Origin of the sequence: Streptomyces sp. NPDC001406 (assembly GCF_042895285.1) — a bacterium.
Classification (GTDB): domain Bacteria; phylum Actinomycetota; class Actinomycetes; order Streptomycetales; family Streptomycetaceae; genus Streptomyces.
Genome location: NZ_JBIAWG010000005.1, coordinates 225,237 through 240,236 on the forward strand (window position 1 = coordinate 225,237; position 15,000 = coordinate 240,236).

Here is a 15,000-nt window from a genome sequence, read left to right on the forward strand (position 1 = left end):
GGCTGCCGGCCGTTGGAAGGACGACCCTCATGAGCACCCTGACCATCGCATCGGACCCCCAGGACGCGGCGGCCGCCGAAGCCGTCGAGGCGCATCACACGCAGCTGGCGGGTGACCTGGCCGGACGGGTCGCGATGCTGATCGCGGCCGCGGAGCGCGACCCGGCGGCGGCCGACCGGGTCCGTGCGGAACTGGTCGCCTTCTGCGACCGCGACCTGATCCCGCACGCGGCCGCCGAGGAGGAGACCCTCTACCCCGTGGCCCACGACCTGCCCGCCGCGCGCCTCCTGATCGACGGCATGCTCGCCGAGCACCGCAGGCTCACCGCGCTCGTCGAGGCGCTGCGCACCGCCGGTTCGGCCGTGCGGGCGGCGACCGACGGCCGGGCGCTCCAGGTGCTGTTCGAGGAGCACCTGGAGAAGGAGAACACCCTGATCCTGCCGCTGCTGGCCGGTTCCCCGGACATCTCCCTCGCCGGACTCCTGGCGGGCATGCACGACATCCTCGGCCACGGTCATGAGCACGGCCACGAGCACGGCCACGGTCACGAGCACGGTGAGGCCGGCGAGGCGGCCACGTCCGGCGGTGGCTGCGGTGGCACCTGTGGCTGCGGTGGCTCGGACGAGACGGACGTGCCCGAGCTGGACGTGCGCGACGTCCCGCACTCGCTGCGGCATGCCACGGTGTTCGGCGCGATCGCCGCGGTGCCCTCCGGGCAGGCGATGATCCTGGTCGCGCCGCACGACCCGCTGCCCCTGCTGGGCCAGATCGAGGACCGTCACCCGGGCGCGTTCGCGGTGGAGTACCTCCAGCGCGGCCCGGACGCGTGGCGTCTGCTGCTCACGCACCGCTGACCACCACGGGCGAGCCGTCCGACCGGCAAGCACGGGTAACGCAAGAGCCCCGGACCACTCCGGGGCTCTAACGCTGTGACCTGCGCGTTCACCGCCGGGAACGATCGCCGCCAGGCCGGCGTCTCAGATACCGTCCGCGCAGACGTGCCACACTGCGACACTCCGAACGACCAGAGGGAGCAACAGCACACATGGACAGCACCGCCGCCACCGCGCTGCCCGACCTCTGGGACCGTCTCGTCGGCACCCAGCCCGACCCCGATCTGTGGGTGGTGATCGCCACCCTGGTCGCCGCGCTCGCCGCGGTCGTCCCGCACACCGCGTGGCGCGTCTCGCGCAACGCGATCACGATCGCGCACGAGGGCGGCCACGGTCTGGTGGCGCTGCTCACCGGCCGGCAGCTGACGGGCATACGCCTGCACTCCGACACCAGCGGCCTGACCGTGAGCCGGGGCAAGCCGACCGGGCCGGGCATGATCCTCACCGCGGCGGCCGGCTACACCGCTCCCCCGCTGCTGGGCCTCGGCGGCGCCGCGCTGCTGGCCGCCGGGCACATCACGCTGCTGCTGTGGGCGGCGACGGCCCTGCTCGTGGCCATGCTGGTCATGATCCGGAACGCCTACGGGGCGCTGACGGTGATCGTCACGGGCGCCGCGTTCCTGCTGGTGTCCTGGCTGGCCGGCCCCCAGGTGCAGGCGGCGTTCGCGTATGCGGTGGTGTGGTTCCTGCTGTTCGGCGGCGTGCGCCCGGCCTTCGAACTCCAGGCCAAGCGTTCACGCGGTGGGGCGGGCGACTCGGACGCGGACCAGTTGTCCCGCCTGACGCACGTCCCCGCGGGCCTGTGGCTGTTCCTGTTCCACGCGGTGTCACTGTGCTCGCTGATCGGCGGGGGCAGCTGGCTGCTGGAGGGATGACAGCCGACCGCCGGAGGGACGACGGCCGACCGCCGGAGGGGTGAGAAGGCGCCCCGAACCGCACCGGGGCGCGGGGCCGGGCCGGTTCACGGCCCGCCGCGCGGGCGCCACCAGCCGCAACGGCGCCGCACCCGAACCACGGCCTCCTTATAAAGTGGCCCTATGGCCCCGAACCCCGCGCACACCGCCCTCTGGCCCGCCCCGCACGCGAGCGGAGCCGTCGACGCGACGGTCCACGTGCCCGGGTCCAAGTCCGTCACCAACCGCGCCCTGGTGCTCGCCGCCCTCGCCTCCGAGCCGGGCTGGCTGCGCCGCCCCCTGCGGTCCCGCGACACGCTGCTGATGGCCGGTGCCCTGCGTGCCATGGGCGTCGGCATCGAGGAAGGCGTGGGCCCCGACGGCTCGGGCGAGGCCTGGCGCGTGCTCCCCACGGGACTGCACGGCCCGGCCACCGTCGACGTCGGCAACGCCGGCACGGTCATGCGCTTCCTGCCGCCGGTCGCCGCGCTGGCCGACGGCCCCGTCCGCTTCGACGGCGACCCGCGGTCGTACGAGCGCCCCCTGAACGGTGTGATCGACGCGCTGCGCGCGCTCGGTGCCCGGATCGACGACGACGGCCGGGGCGCGCTGCCGCTGACCGTGCACGGCGGGGGTGCGCTGGACGGCGGCCCGGTGTCGATCGACGCCTCGTCCTCGTCGCAGTTCGTGTCCGCGCTGCTGCTGTCCGGCCCGCGCTTCAACCAGGGCGTCGAGGTCCGTCACATCGGTGCCTCGCTGCCCTCCATGCCGCACATCCGGATGACGGTGGACATGCTGCGCGCGGTCGGTGCCCAGGTGGACACCCCGGAGTCGGGCGGCGAGCCGAACGTGTGGCGGGTCACCCCGGGTGCCCTGCTCGGCCGCGACCTGACCATCGAGCCGGACCTGTCCAACGCCCAGCCGTTCCTGGCGGCGGCCCTGGTCACCGGCGGCAAGGTCCTCGTCCCGGACTGGCCGTCCCGGACGACCCAGCCGGGTGACCGGCTGCGCGAGATCTTCACCGAGATGGGCGGTTCCTGCGAACTCACCGAGTACGGGCTGGAGTTCACCGGTTCGGGTGCCATCCACGGCATCGATGTCGACCTGAGCGACGTGGGCGAGCTGACCCCGGGCATCGCGGCGGTCGCCGCCCTCGCGGACTCCCCCTCCACCCTGCGGGGCGTGGCCCATCTGCGCCTGCACGAGACGGACCGGCTGGCCGCGCTCACCAAGGAGATCAACGAGCTCGGCGGAGACGTCACCGAGACGGCCGACGGCCTGCACATCCGCCCGCGCCGGCTGCACGGCGGTGTCTTCCACACCTACGAGGACCACCGCATGGCGACCGCCGGCGCGATCATCGGCCTGGCCGTCGAGGACGTACAGATCGAGAACGTGGCGACCACGGCGAAGACGCTGCCGGACTTCCCCGAGATGTGGGCAGGGATGCTCGGGAGCGACAGGGCGTAGGGGACTCACCGCCATGCGCCGCTACGGCAAGCACACCGACGAGGACGACATCCGCAGCCGCCCGAACCGCAAGGGCAACCGGCCTCGCACGAACATCCGCCCGAAACACGAGGACGCGGCCGAGGGCATGGTCCTCACCGTGGACCGGGGCCGTCTGACCTGCCTCGTCGACGACACGGCAATCATGGCGATGAAGGCCCGTGAACTGGGCCGCAAGGCGGCGGTGGTCGGCGACCGGGTGGCCCTCGTCGGCGATCTGTCCGGGAAGAAGGACACCCTCGCCCGTATCGTCCGCATCGAGAAGCGCACCTCGCTGCTGCGCCGGACCGCCGACGACGACGACCCGTACGAGCGCGTGGTCGTCGCCAACGCCGACCAGCTGGCCATCGTCACGGCCCTGGCCGACCCGGAGCCGCGCCCCCGTCTGATCGACCGCTGTCTGGTCGCGGCCTACGACGGCGGCCTCGACCCCCTGCTGGTGCTGACCAAATCGGACCTGGCCCCGCCCGACAAACTGCTGGAGCTCTACGGCGACCTGGACATCCCCTACGTCGTCACCAGCCGCGAGGAGTTGGAGAACGGCGACGCGGCCGACCGCGTCCGCGAGCACCTCGACGGCAAGATCACGGCGTTCGTGGGCCACTCGGGCGTGGGCAAGACGACCCTGGTCAACGCCCTCGTCCCAAAGGACCGCCGGCGTACGACGGGCCAGGTGAACGCGGTGACGGGCCGCGGCCGCCACACCACCACCTCGGCGCTCGCGCTGCCGCTCACCGGCGCGGACGGCTGGGTCGTCGACACCCCGGGCGTACGGTCCTTCGGCCTCGCGCACATCGACCCGTCCCGGGTCATCCACGCCTTCCCGGAGCTGGAGCCGGGCACCGAGGGCTGCCCGCGCGCGTGCAGTCACGACGAGCCGGACTGCGCGCTGGACCAGTGGGTGGCCGAGGGTCACGCGGACCCGGCGCGGCTGTATTCGCTGCGCCGGCTGCTGGCGACGCGGGAGCGCAAGGACGGCGACTGACCACCGGGTTGTTTGCCTTTACGCGAGTCCGGCAAGTGCATAATCGCACCGAGCCGGACGTACGGGAGGACAGCACATGGCGTGGCTGCTGGTCATCGTGGCCGGAATGCTGGAGACCGGTTTCGCCGTCTCCCTCAAGCTCTCCCACGGCTTCACCCGCCTGTGGCCCACGATCGCGTTCTGCATCTTCGCCCTCGGCAGCTTCGGCCTGCTGACCCTCTCCCTGAGGAAGCTGGACGTGGGCCCCGCCTACGCGGTGTGGACGGGCATCGGCGCGGCGGGCACCGCGATCTACGGCATGGTCTTCCTCGGCGACCTGGTCTCGACACTGAAGATCGTCTCGATCAGCCTCGTCATCATCGGCGTGATCGGCCTGCAGCTGTCGGGCTCGGCCCGCTAGACGGCGCGCCACTCAAGCCGGAACCCCCTTGCCCACAGGGCGGGTTCGGAGGACGGCGGAGAAGGGTCACGCCAACTGCCGGTGGAGGGCGCCCCGCACCAGCTCGGCGATCCCGCCCTCCCCCGGCGGCGCGGCCACGAAGGACAGGGCAAGGCGTACGACGAGTTCACAGGACCGGACGAGCTCGCCGCCGTCGCCCCGCGCACCACCGGGCCCGGCGAGCACCGCCACCGCCCGGTCCCGCACGATCTGCACGAAGTCCCCCGGCGACGGCAGCGGGCCGTCCGCCCGGCGCTGTGCCGGTACGGCCGAGGAGGAGGGCACGGCGGAGAGGGTCGGCGCGGGCAGGCGCTCGCTCCAGCAACCGGTGAGCATGGCGCGTACGAGGGCATTCTCACGGGCGGCGGAGGCGGTCCACTCGGCGGTGGCGGTCAGCCGGTCCCGGGGTTCGGAGTAACTGGCGAGGGCGCGCTCCACCCCCGCGAGATATCCGTCGGCCTCCCGGCGCACCAGCGCCCTGGCCAGCCCCTCCTTGCTCCCGAACTCGTTGTACAGCGTCTGCCGGGAGACCCCGGCCGCCGCGGCCACGTCCACCATCCGCACGGCGGACCACGGCCGACGCGCAAGCGCCGTGTACGCGGCGTCCAGTAGGGATTCCCGCGCTGCAGGCATCATCGCCTCCCTGGGGCGAGCGGCTCTGCGCCCAGATTTGACGCGCATGGATGCACTGTCAAGGGTTCGCGAGGGCACCGGGGGGCGCCCTTCGGCCACTGCACGCGGGCGATCGGGGCGTCCTGCCGAACGGCCCCGTGTAGCCGTGCGGCGACCACGGCGGATACCGTTCGTCCCATGCCGGACTACCTCGACGACCTCCGCCTCGCCCATGTCCTCGCGGACGCGGCCGACGCCGCCACCATGGACCGCTTCAAGGCGCTCGACCTCAAGGTCGAGACCAAGCCGGACATGACCCCGGTGAGCGAGGCGGACAAGGCCGCGGAGGAACTCATCCGCGGGCAGCTCCAGCGCGCCCGCCCCCGGGACGCGGTCCTGGGCGAGGAGTACGGCATCGAGGGCACGGGCCCCCGCCGCTGGGTGATCGACCCGATCGACGGCACCAAGAACTATGTCCGCGGCGTCCCCGTCTGGGCCACCCTGATCTCCCTGACGGAGGCGGGCGAGGGCGGCTTCCAGCCCGTCGTCGGCGTCGTCTCCGCCCCCGCCCTCGGCCGCCGCTGGTGGGCCGCGAAGGGCCACGGCGCCTTCACCGGCCGCAGCCTGTCCTCGGCGACCCGCATCCATGTCTCGCGCGTCTCCAAGCTCTCGGACGCCTCGTTCGCGTACTCCTCGCTCAGCGGCTGGGAGGAGCGGGGCCGGCTGAACGGCTTCCTCGACCTGACCCGCGAGGTCTGGCGCACGCGCGCGTACGGCGACTTCTGGCCCTACATGATGGTCGCCGAGGGTTCGGTGGACATCTGCGCCGAACCCGAGCTGTCCCTGTGGGACATGGCCGCCAACGCGATCGTCGTCACGGAGGCCGGCGGCACCTTCACCGGCCTCGATGCCCGCCCCGGCCCGCACAGCGGCAACGCGGCCGCGTCGAACGGTCTGCTCCACGACGAGTTGCTGGGGTATCTCAACCAGCGCTACTGAGCAGCACGAGGTGATCACGCACGCCCTCAACTGGCTGCGCGCGCCCTCTTGTTGACCTCCGCTTTACCTGCCACCCTGAAGACACCCTCACTTGTGAACTTGTGAATCCCTGAACTATGTCAGTGATTCGTAGGAGGTGGCTCCAGACCATGCTCGTTCGCGACGCCATGAGCACGGTGGTCCTGACCATCGGCCCGGCACACACCCTCCGACAAGCCGCCGCCCTGATGTCCGCCCGCCGTGTGGGCGCCGCCATCGTGCTCGACCCCGACGAGGGCGGCATCGGCATCCTCACCGAACGCGACATCCTCAACTCCGTCGGCCTGGGCCAGAACCCGGACACGGAACGCACTCACGCCCACACCACCAACAACGTCGTGTTCGCGACGCCCAACTGGACGCTGGAGGAGGCGGCCCGGGCCATGGCGCACGGCGGCTTCCGGCACCTCATCGTCCTCGACCACGGCGAGCCCGCCGGAATAGTCTCGGTCCGCGACATCATCCGCTGCTGGGCACCCGCCCGGGAGCCCGCACCAGCACTCTGAACACGCGAAACGGGCCGGACCCCGGCCTTCCGGGGATCCGGCCCGCCCGCCACGGCAAGCGACGCGGTACTGCTGTGTGTCAGCCGCGCAGGGCCTGGACCGCGGCTTCCAGCCGCTTGCCGAAGTCACCGTCCGCCTGACGGAAGTTGCCGACCGCGCGCTCGGCGATGTCGTCGCGCGAGACCTTGGCGATGAAGCCCGCCAGGTTCTCGATGAGCCGGTCCTTCTCGTCCTCGGACATCAGACGGTAGAGGTTGCCCGCCTGGACGAAGTCGTCGTCCTCGGCGTGCACGGGGGCCGCGTGGTTGCCGGTCCCGCCGGTCACCGCGGTGGACTGCCACAGCGGACGGTCCGTCTGGAACGGCCCGCCGAAGCTGTTGGGCTCGTAGTTCTTCGCACCGCCGTGGCGGCCGTCGTACAGGAAGCCGTCACGGGAGTTGGTGCGCGCCTCGGTGGCGTGCGGGCGGTTCACCGGCAGGTGGTCGGCGTTGATGCCGACGCGGTAGCGGTGGGCGTCGCCGTAGGCGAACAGACGGCCCTGGAGCATCTTGTCGGGCGAGGGACCGATGCCGGGCACGAAGTGCGCGGGCGAGAAGATGCTCTGCTCGACCTCGGCGAAGATGTTCTCCGGGTTGCGGTTGAGCTCCAGCTTGCCGATCTCGATCGGCGGGTAGTCCGCGTGCGGCCACACCTTGGTGAGGTCGAACGGGTTGAAGCGATGCGTCGCCGCGTCCGCCGCCGGCATGATCTGCACCTGCACGGTCCAGGTCGGGAAGTCGCCGCGCTCGATGGCCTCGCGCAGATCGCGCTGGTGCGAGTCCGGGTCCTCACCGGCGATCCGGTTGGCCTCGGCCTGGGTGAGGTTCTTGATCCCCTGGTCGGTCTTGAAGTGGTACTTGACCCAGAAGGCCTCGCCGGCCTCGTTGTTCCACTGGAAGGTGTGCGAGCCGTAGCCGTTCATGTGGCGGTACGACGCCGGGATGCCGCGGTCGCCGAACAGCCAGGTCACCTGGTGCGTGGACTCGGGGGACAGCCCCCAGAAGTCCCACACGTTGTCGGCCTCCTGCGATCCCGTGTACGGGTCGCGCTTCTGGGTGTGGATGAAGTCCGGGAACTTGATGGCGTCCTTGATGAAGAACACCGGGGTGTTGTTGCCGACGAGGTCGTAGTTGCCCTCTTCGGTGTAGAACTTCAGCGCCCAGCCACGCGGATCGCGCACCGCGTCCGCGGCACCGAGATTGCCGGCCACGGTCGAGAAGCGCAGGAAGACCTCGGTCTGCTTGCCGACCTCGGAGAGGAACGCGGCGCGCGTGTAGGGCGTGACATCGGCGGTCACCGTGAAGGTGCCGTACGCACCCGCGCCCCGGGCGTGCACCACCCGCTCCGGGATGCGCTCACGGTTGAAATGGGCCAGCTTCTCCAGGAGCAGCTGGTCCTGGACGAGGACGGGGCCGCCGACGCCCGCGGTCTCGCTGTTCTGGTTGTCGGCGACCGGAGCACCGGCCTCCGTCGTAAGCGGTCCCTGCGTCACGTGAGCCTCCTGCGCATGACTAACTTTTCTATCTCTTGGCTAAAGCCAGCCTAGATCCTACAATAGACAATATCTAAATCGAGCAAGCCTCCAAACTCACACCTGTTCGGGACTTGGGTCCCCTTGCTGTTAGGCTGGTCCTCATGAGCGACCTTCTGGAACGGCTGCGCGGACGCGGATGGCGGATGACCGCGCAGCGGCGCGTCGTGGCCGAGGTTCTCGACGGCGAACACGTCCACCTGACGGCCGACGAGGTGCACGCGCGTGCCGTCGCGAAGCTGCCGGAGATCTCCCGGGCGACCGTCTACAACACGCTGGGTGAGCTGGTGACCCTCGGCGAGGTGCTCGAGGTCTCCACGGACAAGCGCGCCAAGCGGTACGACCCGAACGCACACCAGCCGCACCACCACCTGGTCTGCGCCCGGTGCGGCGCGATCCGCGACGTCCACCCGACGGGCAACCCGCTGGCCGACCTCCCCGACTCGGAACGCTTCGGCTTCACGGTCTCGGACGTAGAGGTGACCTACCGCGGCACCTGCCCGAACTGCGCATCGTCCTGAAGCCCACGCTCCTTCTCCGTCGGACGCCACGACAAACGCCGAAGGGCCCGGATCCTAGGATCCGGGCCCTTCGGCCTTCAGTAGCGGGGACAGGATTTGAACCTGCGACCTCTGGGTTATGAGCCCAGCGAGCTACCGAGCTGCTCCACCCCGCGTCGGTGAACGCAACATTACGTCAAGGACGCGGAGGGAGGCAAATTGCTTGTCTGAGCCTGCGGAGCTCCTGCCCCGCAGGCCGGAGCCTGGGGCGAAGCCCCCAGGTGAACAGCAACCTGTCAGCCAACCGAGCCAGGCACGCAGGGGTGCAGGGGGCGCAGCCCCCGCCCGGGTCCGGGGCGAAGCCCCAGGAGACGGTGGCCTCTCTTGGCCGACCGAGTCGGGCGGCCAGCGGTGCAGCCCCCACCAGGGCCCACGGCACAGCCAGGGCAACGGTGTGCCCTCCCAGCCAACCGAGCCAGACACACAGGGGTGCAGGGGGCCCAACCCCCGCCCGGGTCGGGGCGAAGCCCCAGGGAACGACAACCTCTCGGCCGACTGAGCCAGGCGGCCAGCGCCCCAGCCCCCACCAGGACCGGGCACAGCCCAGGGAAAACAGTGACCTCACAGCCAACCGAGCCAGGCAGGGGGCGCAGGGGGCGCAGCCCCCGCCGGGGTACGGGGCGGAGCCCCGTGGGACGACAACCTCTTGGCCGACCGAGTCGGGTGGGCGGGTGGGCAGAGAAGCCGCCCAAGCTCAGCGCAGCGTCACGCCGACAGCTCCTCCCGCAATGCATCCCGCAACCGCGCCGCCCGCTCGGTGACCTCCTCCGGCCCCAGCGTCACCGCCCGGTCGGCCCACCGCTGCCCCTCCGCCAGCTCCCCCCGACGCGCGTAGACGAGGGCAAGCCGAAGTGCCGCCCGCCCATGCCCCGCGTCAGCGGCCCGCGTCCACCACACCGCCGCCTCCGGCTCACTCCCCTCCCGAGCCAGCAGCAACCCCAGATTGAACGCCCCGTTCCGCGAGCCGGCCTCGGCAGCCTCCTGGTACCACCGCGCCGCCTCCACGACGTCACCGCGCGCCGCGGCCAGCATCCCGACCCGCACCTGCGCCCGCCGATGCCCCTGAGAAGCCGCCCGCTCGTACCACTCCTCGCACTCGGTCTTCTCGTGCACCGACTCCCCGAGCTCATGCGCGGACGCCGCCGGCCGCCGCGCGTCCAGCACGGTGGCCAGCCGGTACGCCGCCTCCGCGCTCCCGCCGCCCGCCGCGCACCGCAGATGCCGCTCGGCCTCCTGCTCGTTCCCGTCCCGCAGCCGCGCCATCCCGACCTGCAGTGCCGCCTCCGTGTGCCCGGCGGCAGCCGCCCGCTCGTACCACCGCAGCGCGACCACGGCGTCGTCCTCGGTGCCCCGCCCGGCATACAGAATCCCCAGGTTGAACGCGGCGTCCACGCTCCCCGCCTCGGCCGCCTTGGAGAACCACGGCTCGGCCCCGGTCGTGTCGCCCACCTGCAGCAGCAGGATCGCCAGCGCGTTCGCCGCCTCCCGGTGCCCGGCGTACGCGGCCCGCCGGTACCACTGCTCGGCCTGCGCGGTCCGCCCCTGCTCGGCGCAGAGCAGCCCCAGGTTGTACGCCCCGTTGTCGTCCCCGGCGTCCATGGCCGCCCGGTACCACCGCTCGGCGGTCTGCGTCTCCCCGCGCTCGGCGTGCAGCGCGCCCAGCGCGTTCGCCGCGTTGCCGTCACCGTCCTGCGCGGCCCGCAGCCACCACACAGCGGCACTCTCGGTGTCCCCCGCGTCACGCAGCAGGAACCCGAGCGCACAGGCGGCCCGCGCCTCCCCGTCCTTGGCGGAGGTCAGATACCAGCGCCCGGCCTCCTTGAGCTCGCCCCGCTTCTCCAGGATCGCCCCGAGCTGCAGCGCGGCCCGCCGGTGTCCACGCGCGGCGGCCTGCCGGTACCACTGCTCGGCCTCCTCCAGAAAGACGGACGCGACACCGTTGTCAGCCCCGCCGTCCCCCTCCACCCCGGCCTTGCGATCGAGCGCGCGAGCCAGCCGGTACGCCGCCTCGCGATGCCCCCGCTCGGCCGCGGCCCGCATCCACTGCTCGGCGCCGGCCACCCCCCGGTGCTCCAGCAGGTCGGCGAGCGCGTACGCACCGAGCGCGTGCCCCTGCTCGGCGGACTGCCGCAGCCAGTACTCGGCGGCGGGCTCGTCCCCGCGCTCACGGTGGTGACGGCCCAGCGCATGCGCCGCGGCCGCGGAACCGGCGACGGCCGCGATCCGCCACCATCCGGCGGCCTCCTCGGCATAGCCGCGCTGATGCAGCAGGACACCGAGGTTGTTGGCGGCGGCACGGTCGCCGGCGGCGGTGGCGGCACGCAGATGAGGCTCGGCTCCGTCGAGATCGCCACGGCGCAGCAGCATGGCACCGAGGACGCTCATCGCCTCGACGTCACCGGCCTCCACGGCAAGCCGCTGACGCACCTCCTCGGCAGCCTCGCCGGCCTCGTCCCGGCCGGAAGGCTGCGCCAAGTCGGAAGGCTCCACCACGTCAGAAGGCTGCGCATGGTCATAATTCTGCGCAAAACGCCCGGTCTCCAACAGAGTTGCCTTGTCCCCCATAACGTCCATCGTCGCACCACCTGCAACCTCGGTACACCCGGTATACCGCAGCCCGGGAGGTCACTTCAGCGTTTTGTCGACATGCCCACAGAGAGACAAGTCAAACACACGCGGGCCAAGTCCCCGCGGCGGCACGGCGACCCCGCCGACCGGCACATGCGTTCGCACACCACGAAGGCCCGGATCCTGAAAGGATCCGGGCCTTCGACTTCAGTAGCGGGGACAGGATTTGAACCTGCGACCTCTGGGTTATGAGCCCAGCGAGCTACCGAGCTGCTCCACCCCGCGCCGTTGTGCGGCAACCGTATCACGGCACGGGATGAAGAATTGATCAGCCGCTGCTCGGACTGCCGCTCGGACTCGGACTGCTACTCGGACTGGGACTGCTACTCGGACTCGGACTGCCGCCCGTCTTCCCGTCGTTGTTGCCGCCGCCGGCCTTGCCGGCCTTCGACTGGGCGTCCTCGGCCCGCTTCAGCGCGTCCTGCAGATCCTTCTGCGCCTTGCCGTACGCCTCCCAGTCGCCCTTCTTCAGGGCTTCCTGCCCCGCGTCGAAGGCCTTCTGGGCGTCACTCAGCGCCTGTTGGACCGTCGGGTTGCCGGACTTCGGCGGATTGCCGGTGTCGGTGTCCGGTGGCGTACTGGTCGAACCCTTCACTCCGAAGACCCTGTCGAGAGCCTGGTCGAGCGTGTCCTCGAAGGCATAGCTGGTGCCGTAGCTCACCAATACCTTCCGCAGCAGCGGGTACTTGAGACCGCCGCCGCGCACATAGACGGGTTCCACGTAGAGCAGTCCGCCGTCGAGCGGCACCGCCAGCAGGTTGCCGTACTCCACGCTCGAATGCCCGCGGCTCAGCAGGCTGATGGCCGAGGCGATGTCCTGTTCGGAGTTGAACTGGCTCTGAACCTGTTTGGGCCCGTTGACCGTTGTGCTCGTCGGCAGCTTCAGGATTCTGATCTTGCCGTAGTCGGGCGTGCCGGCCTCGGCGTCGATCGACATGAAGGCGCTGAGGTTGTCACGCCCGTTCGGGGTGAACGTCGTGGACAGCGAGAACGCCTGCGACGTCTGGCCGGGCATCTGCATGCTCAGGTAGTACGGCGGCACCGCGTTGCCCGACTTGTTGGTCGGGTCGTCCGGCACCTGCCACACCTCGCTGCCGGTCAGGAAGGTCTGCGCGTCTGTCACGTGGTAGCGGGTGAGCAGCTCGCGCTGGACCTTGAACAGGTCCTGGGGGTAGCGCAGATGAGCCATCAGCGAGTCGGAGATGGCCGTCTTCGGCTTCACCGTGCCGGGGAAGGCCTTCATCCAGGTCTTCAGCACCGGGTCCTTGGTGTCCCACTGGTAGAGCTTGACCTCGCCGGTGTACGCGTCGACGGTCGCCTTCACCGAGTTGCGGATGTAGTTGACCTGGTTCTGCTGGGCAACCACCGCACGGGAGTTGTTGGTGGCGGTCAGCGAGTCGGCCGTCGTATCGCCCAGGGTCGTACGGGAGGCGTACGGGTAGCCGTTCGTCGTCGTGTACGCGTCCACGATCCACTGGATGTGACCGTCCACGACCGCCGGGTACGCGTCGCCGTCGATGGTCAGCCAGGGGGCGACCGCCTCGACGCGCTCCTTGGGCGTGCGGTTGTACAGGATCCGCGAGCCCTCGCCGATCGCGCCGGAGTAGAGGATCTGCGGCTCGTTGAACGCCACCGCGTACGCGGCCCGGTTGATCGGGTTGGAGAGGTTGACCCCGCTCTTCGCCTTGTAGCTGGTGGTCTTCTCGCCGTTGTCGTCGGAGTAGTCGATCTCCTTCTGGGGACCGCCGACGATCGAGTACGTGTTGGTCTTCTCGCCGTAGTAGATCCGCTGCTGGTACGTCGGCAGGTCGCCCTGGGACGGCAGGTCGTACTCGGTGAAGACCGGGCGGCCCTCGGAGTCAGCCTCGGTGCCCTTGGCGGCGACCACGCCGTAGCCATGGGTGTAGCGGAAGTGGTCGTTGATCCAGTTGTTCTTCGGAATGCCGTCGAGGTTCAGCTCACGCAGACCGATGACGGTGTCCTGGTCCTTGTTGCCGTCCTTGGTGCGGTACCGGTCGACGTCGAGGTTGGTCGGGAAACCGTAGTAGTTCCGCATCTGCTGGAGCTGCTGGAACGTCGGCGAGACGACGTTCGGGTCCATGATCCGGATGCTCGCCGCGCCGTCGACGTCGTCACGCAGCTTCGTCTTGTCCGCGGTGTTGCTCTTGCCCTCGTACTCGCTGACCTGGGCGTCGTCGATGCCGTACGCCTCGCGGGTCGCCTTGAGGTTCTTCTGGACGTACGGGGCTTCCTTGGCCTGCTCGTTGGGCTGGACCTGGAACTTCTGGACGATGGCCGGGTACAGGCCGCCGATGAGGATCGCCGAGAGCACCATCAGCCCGAAGCCGATCACGGGCAGTTGCCAGGTGCGCCGCCACAGGGTGGCGAAGAACAGCAGCGCGCAGATGACGGCGATGCAGAACAGGATCGTCTTGGCCGGGAGATAGGCGTTCGCGTCGACGTACCGCAGGCCCGTCCAGTTCCCGGTCGCCTTGAAGTCGCTGGACTTGACGGCGAGTCCGTACCGGTCGAGCCAGTAGGCGACCGCCTTCAGGGCGACGAAGATGCCGAGCAGCACCGACAGGTGCCCGGTGGCCGCTGCCGTGGCGCGCGCGCCCGGGCTGGTGACGCGCAGCCCGCCGTACAGGTAGTGGGTCAGCGCGGCGGCGATCAGGGACAGGATCGCGGTGGCGAAGCCGAAGCCCAGCAGGAAGCGGTACCAGGGAAGATCGAAGGCGTAGAAGGAGACGTCGAGGTGGAACTGCGGGTCCTTCTGGTGGAAGGGCACGCCGTTGACCCACATCAGCCAGGTCCGCCACTGACCCGCCGCGGACGCGCCCGCGATCAGGCCCACCAGCGCGGTGATGCCGAGCAGCAGCCATGTCTTGTACGGCGCGATGCCCATCCGGTAGCGGTCGAGGCTCTGCTGCTCCATGGACATGGCGCTCAGCGGGGGCCGCAGCCGGTGCGCGAGCCAGATGTTGAAGCCGACCGCGGCCGCCATCAGCAGGCCGAAGACGAAGAAGAGCCCGATCTTGGTCCACAGCGTGGTGGTGAACACGGACGAGTAGTGCACCGAGCGGTACCACAGCCAGTCCGTCCAGAAGCCCGCGAACATGGTGAACGCCATGCCGAGGACGGCAAGGACACCCAGTGTCATGAGCAGGCTGCGGGCGCGCCGGGACGGGCGGCCCACTCTGATCCGCGGCCCCGTCGGGCCCCCGCCGCGGTCCGGCATCTGGAAAGCCAAGGTGCGCACCTCGAAGTTCGCTGTTGATCCGTCAGGCCCCCGTGTTCGTGGACCGTCCGTGGCCCCCCGTGATCGTGGGCCCACACCTATGCAACTTACTCACCGTTTACTCGGTTC

At 70.5% G+C, this 15,000-nt stretch carries 12 protein-coding genes and 2 tRNA genes; 8 read left to right on the plus strand and 6 right to left on the minus strand.

Annotated elements, in window-relative coordinates; all coding sequences use genetic code 11:
- Positions 1-29 precede the first annotated feature (29 nt).
- From ACFY1J_RS14050 to ACFY1J_RS14070, 5 genes are all read left to right on the plus strand, one after another.
- Positions 30-854, plus strand: a complete 825-nt coding sequence (locus ACFY1J_RS14050; protein WP_390708808.1) for a DUF2249 domain-containing protein — start codon at positions 30-32, stop codon at positions 852-854.
- A gap of 191 nt (positions 855-1,045) precedes the next feature.
- Positions 1,046-1,768, plus strand: coding sequence for a M50 family metallopeptidase (locus ACFY1J_RS14055; protein ID WP_390708807.1), 723 nt, complete (start codon positions 1,046-1,048; stop codon positions 1,766-1,768).
- 162 nt (positions 1,769-1,930) lie between these two features.
- Positions 1,931-3,256, plus strand: coding sequence for a 3-phosphoshikimate 1-carboxyvinyltransferase (gene aroA / locus ACFY1J_RS14060; RefSeq protein ID WP_390708806.1), 1,326 nt, complete (start codon positions 1,931-1,933; stop codon positions 3,254-3,256).
- Between the two features lie 13 nt (positions 3,257-3,269).
- Positions 3,270-4,280: a ribosome small subunit-dependent GTPase A gene (rsgA, locus tag ACFY1J_RS14065; RefSeq protein WP_390731268.1), complete on the plus strand. Its 1,011-nt coding sequence runs from the start codon at positions 3,270-3,272 to the stop codon at positions 4,278-4,280.
- Between the two features lie 76 nt (positions 4,281-4,356).
- Positions 4,357-4,680 (plus strand): DMT family transporter, encoded by a 324-nt coding sequence (locus tag ACFY1J_RS14070; RefSeq protein WP_390708804.1) that lies wholly within the window; start codon positions 4,357-4,359, stop codon positions 4,678-4,680.
- Between the two features lie 66 nt (positions 4,681-4,746).
- Here ACFY1J_RS14070 and ACFY1J_RS14075 read toward each other — a convergent pair whose 3' ends face one another.
- Positions 4,747-5,355 (minus strand): TetR/AcrR family transcriptional regulator, encoded by a 609-nt coding sequence (locus ACFY1J_RS14075; protein WP_390708803.1) that lies wholly within the window; start codon positions 5,353-5,355, stop codon positions 4,747-4,749.
- 174 nt (positions 5,356-5,529) lie between these two features.
- On the opposite strand from ACFY1J_RS14075, the gene hisN reads away from it, so the two are divergent.
- Positions 5,530-6,330, plus strand: a complete 801-nt coding sequence (gene hisN / locus ACFY1J_RS14080; RefSeq protein ID WP_390708802.1) for a histidinol-phosphatase — start codon at positions 5,530-5,532, stop codon at positions 6,328-6,330.
- Between the two features lie 149 nt (positions 6,331-6,479).
- Positions 6,480-6,875 (plus strand): cyclic nucleotide-binding/CBS domain-containing protein, encoded by a 396-nt coding sequence (locus ACFY1J_RS14085; RefSeq protein WP_263212359.1) that lies wholly within the window; start codon positions 6,480-6,482, stop codon positions 6,873-6,875.
- Between the two features lie 79 nt (positions 6,876-6,954).
- Here the strand turns inward: ACFY1J_RS14085 and ACFY1J_RS14090 are convergent, their stop codons facing one another.
- Complete coding sequence (locus ACFY1J_RS14090; RefSeq protein ID WP_390708777.1) at positions 6,955-8,406, minus strand: catalase; 1,452 nt, start codon at positions 8,404-8,406, stop codon at positions 6,955-6,957.
- Positions 8,407-8,549: 143 nt separating this feature from the next.
- Between ACFY1J_RS14090 and ACFY1J_RS14095 the strand changes: the two genes are divergently transcribed.
- Complete coding sequence (locus ACFY1J_RS14095) at positions 8,550-8,966, plus strand: Fur family transcriptional regulator (RefSeq protein WP_390708776.1); 417 nt, start codon at positions 8,550-8,552, stop codon at positions 8,964-8,966.
- A gap of 81 nt (positions 8,967-9,047) precedes the next feature.
- Here the strand turns inward: ACFY1J_RS14095 and ACFY1J_RS14100 are convergent.
- The 4 genes from ACFY1J_RS14100 to ACFY1J_RS14115 all read right to left on the minus strand — a co-directional run bounded on the left by ACFY1J_RS14100 (position 9,048) and on the right by ACFY1J_RS14115 (position 14,871).
- A tRNA-Met gene (locus ACFY1J_RS14100) sits at positions 9,048-9,121 on the minus strand.
- Positions 9,122-9,710: 589 nt separating this feature from the next.
- Positions 9,711-11,579, minus strand: coding sequence for a sel1 repeat family protein (locus ACFY1J_RS14105; RefSeq protein ID WP_390708775.1), 1,869 nt, complete (start codon positions 11,577-11,579; stop codon positions 9,711-9,713).
- Positions 11,580-11,784: 205 nt separating this feature from the next.
- Positions 11,785-11,858 (minus strand) — tRNA-Met (locus ACFY1J_RS14110).
- A gap of 43 nt (positions 11,859-11,901) precedes the next feature.
- A complete protein-coding gene (locus ACFY1J_RS14115; RefSeq protein WP_390731327.1) occupies positions 11,902-14,871 on the minus strand; it encodes a UPF0182 family protein in 2,970 nt (989 codons plus the stop codon).
- Positions 14,872-15,000: the final 129 nt, after the last annotated feature.